General features: G+C 60.7%; 5 protein-coding genes. All 5 read right to left on the reverse strand.

Annotation, left to right across the window (positions count from 1 at the left end; all coding sequences use genetic code 11):
• Positions 1-34: 34 nt before the first annotated feature.
• The 5 genes from NW818_RS12205 to ebsA all read right to left on the reverse strand — a co-directional run bounded on the left by NW818_RS12205 (position 35) and on the right by ebsA (position 5,873).
• Positions 35-2,368, reverse strand: a complete 2,334-nt coding sequence (locus NW818_RS12205; RefSeq protein WP_414424701.1) for a DNA polymerase III subunit gamma/tau — start codon at positions 2,366-2,368, stop codon at positions 35-37.
• A 122-nt stretch (positions 2,369-2,490) separates the two neighbouring features.
• Positions 2,491-2,997 carry a hypothetical protein gene (locus NW818_RS12210; RefSeq protein WP_414424702.1) on the reverse strand — a complete coding sequence of 169 codons (507 nt, stop codon included), beginning with the start codon at positions 2,995-2,997 and terminating at the stop codon, positions 2,491-2,493.
• A gap of 29 nt (positions 2,998-3,026) precedes the next feature.
• Positions 3,027-3,743, reverse strand: a complete 717-nt coding sequence (coaE, locus tag NW818_RS12215) for a dephospho-CoA kinase (protein ID WP_414424703.1) — start codon at positions 3,741-3,743, stop codon at positions 3,027-3,029.
• Positions 3,744-3,817: 74 nt separating this feature from the next.
• On the reverse strand, positions 3,818-5,512 hold the full coding sequence (gene cimA, locus NW818_RS12220) for a citramalate synthase (RefSeq protein WP_414424704.1): 1,695 nt from the start codon (positions 5,510-5,512) through the stop codon (positions 3,818-3,820).
• Positions 5,502-5,873 carry a type IV pilus biogenesis protein EbsA gene (ebsA, locus tag NW818_RS12225; protein ID WP_414406956.1) on the reverse strand — a complete coding sequence of 124 codons (372 nt, stop codon included), beginning with the start codon at positions 5,871-5,873 and terminating at the stop codon, positions 5,502-5,504. Before ebsA ends, cimA begins: the two co-directional genes overlap by 11 nt.
• Positions 5,874-6,103 lie beyond the last annotated feature (230 nt).

Consider the following 6,103-nt stretch of genomic DNA (forward strand, 5'->3'; position numbering starts at 1 on the left):
TCCTAACATAAGATCAACACGACCTAGATAGCGCTTAAAAAGGCACCTCCTCCTCCAAGGACTCCGTCCCGCTGAGGCGAACGGCAAGCTGAGAAGACTGCTCACGCCGGTAGGACGGATTCCTTACTGGATTGGGAAAGTCTAGGGGATGAGGACTCCGCCCCGCTGACGCGGACGGCTCTGCTCCTGTTGGCGAGCCGTAGGTCTCACCGGAGAGCAGGTCAGGGGATCCCTCGGCTTCTATAGCCTCTATTGAGGAGAGCTCTTCCGTGGATCCCGTCACGTCAGACTCCAACACCCCTTCCAAATCCACCAAGCTGCCGTTGAAGTGGTCGGCAAAACGGCGGGCAATCTCCGCCAGCTCCTGGGTTAGCTCGAAGGACTGCCCACCGTGCAGGGTGTCGCGGCGCTCTGCACGACTTGGAGAATCGGTCGCGACAGCGGTGCGGAGCACTTTGTTCGCACCGGCAGGAAAAAGTCCTTGGGTTGCCAAGCCGGCCACCTTGGGGCCACCCATAGGATTGTCCCGCTCAGGCTCTGGCGAAGGTGGGCTGGAGTCAGAAGGGGAATGTTGCTGTCGCTGGGCAAGGCCGTGGCTCTGCGGTTCTGCTCTGGGCTCCCTTGAGGAAGCACGACTGTTGGTGTTGTCGCTCTGCAACCCCGGCGTGGTGACAGGATCTGGGGGGGCGGGGGGCAGGTCTTTTTCTCGGCTGGGCAATGCCGAGGACTCCGCACCGCTGACGCGAATGGAAACATGCGGCCCGCTGGAGCGCTGCACAATCAAGTTGAGCTGCACAGGGCGCTGCAGCAGGTTGTGGAGCACCGACCGCAGTTCGGCTTCTTTGCTGCGCACTTTTTCCACCAAACCCTTGCTGGGAAAGGCGAGGGTAATTGCCTCAGGAGTCTCTTGGTGCAGGTGGCCGGATCCCATCAGAGCCTTGGTGAGGGGAGAGAGGCGCTTGAGGAACTCGTCCCAGTGGGGGCGCAGCAGCTTGACTGTGGCGGCGTCCCTTGCCGGTTCTCTGGGCTGCTCCGAGGACTCCGTCCGAGTAGCGCGATCTGCCTTCTGGCTCGACGCAACAGCAGGGGAGGCTGAAGGCCCAACAGTTAATTCATCTATCTCACCAACAGTTGATGGGCTTGATGGGCTGATGGTCGCAGCAGGGGCCGGAGGGGCTGTCCCGTCCGGGGGAGTTCTCTGGGGTGCAGGAGATAGGTCAAGGGCTGGGAAAGGACTCCGTTCCGCTGAATCCTCAGCCACCATGCTTGGGCGCAGCTGGCCCAGCAGATCCACTAGGGCAATTTCCAACCACAGTTGGGGCTGTCCGCTTTGACGAATTTGCGGCTCACACTGGCGCAGATGGCTCTGGGCTGCCAGCAGTATCTCCACCGAGTAGCGAGGGGCCCGTTGCTGCAGGGCTGCCCAGGTGGAGTCCGTTACAGCCACCAACTCCCGTTGCCGGGGGGCTGTCTTGACCAGCAGCAGATCCCGGTAAAGGGCCACCAAGTTCTGCAACAGGGCTAAGGGCTCTTTGCCCCGCTCCAACAATTGCCGAGTTTGGCTGAGCACCGCCTGCACATCCTGAGCCAGCAGCGCATCCATCAGAGCCAAAAGCTGCTGTTCCGGGATCCCGCCCACCAAGTCCCAAACCGCCTCCGGGGTGATGGATCCTTCCAAGAGGCTGAGCTGGTCCAGCAGGCGTTCGGCGTCCCTCAGGCCCCCTTGGGAAAGTTGGGCCACCAGTTGCAGCGCCTCCGGCGTGATAGGGATCCCTTCTTGGGCGGCGATCTTGCCCAGGTGGGCCACCATGTCGTCGAGGGGGATGCGGCGGAAGTCAAACCGCTGACAGCGGGAAACAATGGTGGGCAAAACCCGCTGCGGGTCAGTGGTGGCCAGGACAAATACCACGCGGGGGGGCGGCTCTTCAAGAGTTTTCAGCAAGGCGTTGAAGGCCGCATTGCTGAGCATGTGGCACTCGTCGATGACATAGACTTTGTAGCGGCTGTTCACCGGGGCAAACTGGGCCCGCTCGATCAGCTCGCGGATGTTGTCTACGCCGGTGTTGCTGGCCGCGTCAATCTCGAGAACATCCAGGGAGGCTCCCGCAGTGATGGCGCGGCATTGGCTGCACGCCTGGCAGGGATCCGGCGTCGGCCCCTGTTCACAATTCAAAGACTTGGCCAAGATGCGGGCGCTGGAGGTTTTTCCCGTGCCCCGCGGCCCGCAGAACAAATAGGCAGGCGCCACCCGCCCCAGCCGGATGGCATTGGCCAGCGTTTGCACCACCGCTCCTTGGCCGACCACATCGGCAAAGCGCTGCGGGCGGTATTTTAAATGCAGGGGTTCATAGTTGCCAGCGGTGGCCATTTCCGGGATCTCCAAGCAAGCAGCGCCCCAACCGGAACCGCGCAAGAGCTCTGCTCTGCTGACGCGATCCCACCGGGGCTCTCCTATTCTGGCTTCTCGATGGCGGGATCCCTCCTTGCCCATCAAGAGCAGGGCTGGACACCAGGGGGGGAGACCGGCAGAGCTTTTGTGCTCCGCTCCGCTGAGGACTTGGGATCCCGGCGACGCAGAGAGGGAAGCTGGATCCAGCCGGGCGAGTCGAGCTGATCTATGTGCTGCACGCGGTAGCTGAGCTGGTACAACTCCTTCCTAAGCTGGCGATTCTCGGCCTGGATGGCGGCGATGCGCTCGCGAATGGGCTGAAGGCGGGCCTGCAGCTTGCGCCGGTAGAGCTCTGGCAACTCTTGAATCATCTGCTCCAGCAACTGCTTCTCTTGGTAAAGCTGCTCGATCTCCGCCTCATAGCTGCGAATTTGCCGGTGTTGCTTTTCTTGGCGCAGCTCCAGAAGGTCTATCTGGCCCTGCAAGATGCGATTGCGCTCTCGCAAAAGCTGGATTTCCCGCTCCCGCGCGGCCAGAGCTTGAGCAAACTCCGTCTCGCCAACGCAGCCTGCTTCCTGCATCGTTTCTCCCTCAACCCATCCGTACATGGATACCAAGGGATCCGTCCCACCAGACCCTACCCGTCACTGTATCCGGCCCGCGGGGGTGAGGCAAATGGCCTCTGGCCCGCCGACGCCAAAGCTTGCTTCACCTGGGCTTCCAGCTCAGCCAGGGATCCGGAGTTGTCCAGCACCACATCGGCACGGCGCACTTTTTCCGCCAAAGGCCACTGGCTGGCGATGCGAGCTTCGATTTCTGCCGGTGTAAGAAGATCCCGGCGGGCAAGGCGTTGCCGCTGCTGCTCTGGAGTGCAAGTCACCACCCAAATCTCGCTGGCCCAATTTTCCATGTGGGCTTCAAACAGCAACGGGATCATCAGACAAACGGTTTGAGATCCCTGCCCAGAAGAAAATCCTACCCCGCTACGCTTTTGGGAGGCAGGCTCTTCCTCAAGCGGCACCCCATGGACTTTAGAGCTCTGCTCCGCCAACGCGGACAGAAAATCTTGCAGTTGAGCTCTAACGAAAGGGTGGATTTGGGCCTCTAGCCAAGCCCGCTCAGCGGCATCTGCAAACACGATCTGGCCCAACCGCCGGCGATCCAGATCCCCGGAGGGTGTTTGGATGGCCTTCCCATAGCGTTCCAGTACCCGCTCGCGAATGGGGGATCCCACCGCCAAGGCCTGGCGGGCCATTTGATCTGCATCGGCTACTGGGATCCCGTGCTGCTCCAGGATGCGGGCCACCGTGGATTTGCCCGTGCCCACTCCGCCTGTCAGGCCGATGATTCGCATAGCTGTCGTGGTTACGGTTTAGCTTGCTGGGGTAGAGGGGCGCTGCCAGGGTAAAGCCAGTTGAAGGTTTTTCTTCAAGGGGAGGCCGTTTTTGCAGCCAGCGGAGAAGAACGGTGCTCTGCCGCAGCCGGCAAAGGAGAGCTGGGCGGCAGCAGGCTATACTCAAAGCCCTCCACCAAAGCCCGACAGGAGGCCTCGATGATGTTGGTGGAAACCCCCACCGTTGTCCAACGGCGGTGACCGTCGCTAAACTCCACTAGCACGCGCGTTTTGGCCGAGGTGCCGGCCCGCCCATCCAAAATGCGCACCTTGTAATCAGACAGGTGAATCGCTTCCAGTTGGGGATAAAACTCCAGCAGCGCTTTGCGTAGCGCCCCATCCAGAGCAGCCACCGGCCCATTGCCTTCCGCCGCCGTCACCCGAGTCTGCCCCTGCACCGCGATTTTCACCGCTGCCAACGATTGCACATCCGTTGCCTCGCCACTGGGATCCCGGTCTTTGCTGTTCCAATCGGAGCGGGTGGTGGTCGTCACGTTGAAGCTGAGCACCTCAAAAGGATGGGAGCGTTGTCCCAGCAAGCCCCGCACCAACAGCTCAAAGCTGGCCTCAGCAGCCTCAAACTGATAGCCCTGCAGCTCCAAAGTTTTCAGCCGCTCCAAAATCAAGCGCGCCTGTGGATCCGACTTGTCCAGCCGGATCCCGAATCCGGCCATTTTGTGGAGAATGTTGCTCAGCCCCGCCTGTTCTGAGACCACGATGCGGCGACAGTTGCCCACTTGCTCGGGGGCGATGTGCTCGTAGGTGAGAGGGTTTTTCTGAACGGCGCTGACGTGGATCCCACCCTTGTGGGCAAAGGCCGATAGGCCCACAAACGGCGCATGGTCATCCGGGGCCAAATTGACCACCTCGCTGATGGAGCGGGAGATCTCCGTCAGGTGCTTCAGCTTCTCTTGCGGCAGACAGCGATAGCCCAGCTTCAGTTGCAAGTTGGGAATGACGCTGCACAGGTCGGCATTGCCGCAGCGTTCCCCATAGCCGTTGATGGTGCCCTGCACCATGCGCGCCCCTGCCTGCACCGCCGCCAGGGCATTGGCCACAGCAGTGCCGGAGTCGTTGTGGGTGTGGATCCCTAGGGGCAAGTGCTGCAGGTGATGGGATTCTGCCAAGACGGCTGCGGTAATCTGGGCGATCTCATGGGGCAGGGATCCGCCGTTGGTATCGCAGAGAACCAGCCACTCCGCCCCCGCCGCCGCCGCTGCCGCTAGGGTTTGCAGGGCATAGTCGGGGTTGTGGCGGTAGGCGTCGAACCAGTGCTCGGCATCGTAGATGACCCGCCGCCCCTGGGATCGCAGATAGGCAATGGTGTCGCGGATCATGGCCAGGTTTTCCTGCAGCGTGGTGCCCAGGCCCTCGGTGACGTGGAGATCCCAAGACTTGCCGAAGACGGTTATATAGCGGGTGCCCGCCGCCAAAATGGCCTGCAGCATGGGATCGTCTGCCGCCCGCCGCCCCGGCTTGCGGGTAGAACAAAAAGCCACCAGCTCGGCTTGCTCTAGGGGCTCTTCCCGCATCTGCCAGAAAAACTGCACATCCTTGGGATTGGCTCCTGGCCAGCCCCCTTCAATGAACGGGATCCCCAGCCGATCCAGCAGCTTGGCAATCTGTAACTTGTCTTGCACCGACAGCGATAGACCCTCTCGCTGGGCCCCATCCCGCAGTGTGGTGTCGTAGAGAGTGATGGTGGCTGAGCAACCCAGATCAATCTTCATATCGCATCAGTTTCTTGTAAAAGGCGGTGGAGAAATCCGGCTGTTGTCCGCGCTGCACCAAAGAGACGACATCAATCAGATAATCCACAAACTCGTAGTTGGCGATGGAGAGCTGATAGGTGAGATCTGCATCCTGAGCAAAGATCACCTGAACCACCGTCAGATCCGAAGGCAACGGGGACGTATGCCAACTGGCCAAGAAGCGGACAGGCCCCTCTCCCTCGATGGCCCTCTGCCCTTCCAGGCTGGCTTTTTTGTAGAGGCCCACCGCGAGGGCTAGGTACTGTCGGCGGGCAACAGCGTAATAGGGCTGATAGACGGCCACTTCTGGCGGGCTGGCGGGTTCAAGTTGCAAAGCCATGGTGCGCTAGGAGAGGGGTACAGCTTTTTCTGATTTCATGAAGTTCTACAAAATGGGTGGGATCCCTATAACCAAGTAGATATCTCTGCATTGGCTGTAGCAAGTGTCGCCGGAAAAAGCTGTGAGGTCAATTGCGGCAGAGAACCCAGAAAAAATTATAAGGGGCCACTGCAACCCATTTTATTCAGCGTATCGCGAAGCGGTGCGGTTCCCGGTAGGGTGCCGGAGGC

The organism is Synechococcus sp. R6-5, from assembly GCF_047461775.1.
Classification (GTDB): domain Bacteria; phylum Cyanobacteriota; class Cyanobacteriia; order Thermostichales; family Thermostichaceae; genus Thermostichus.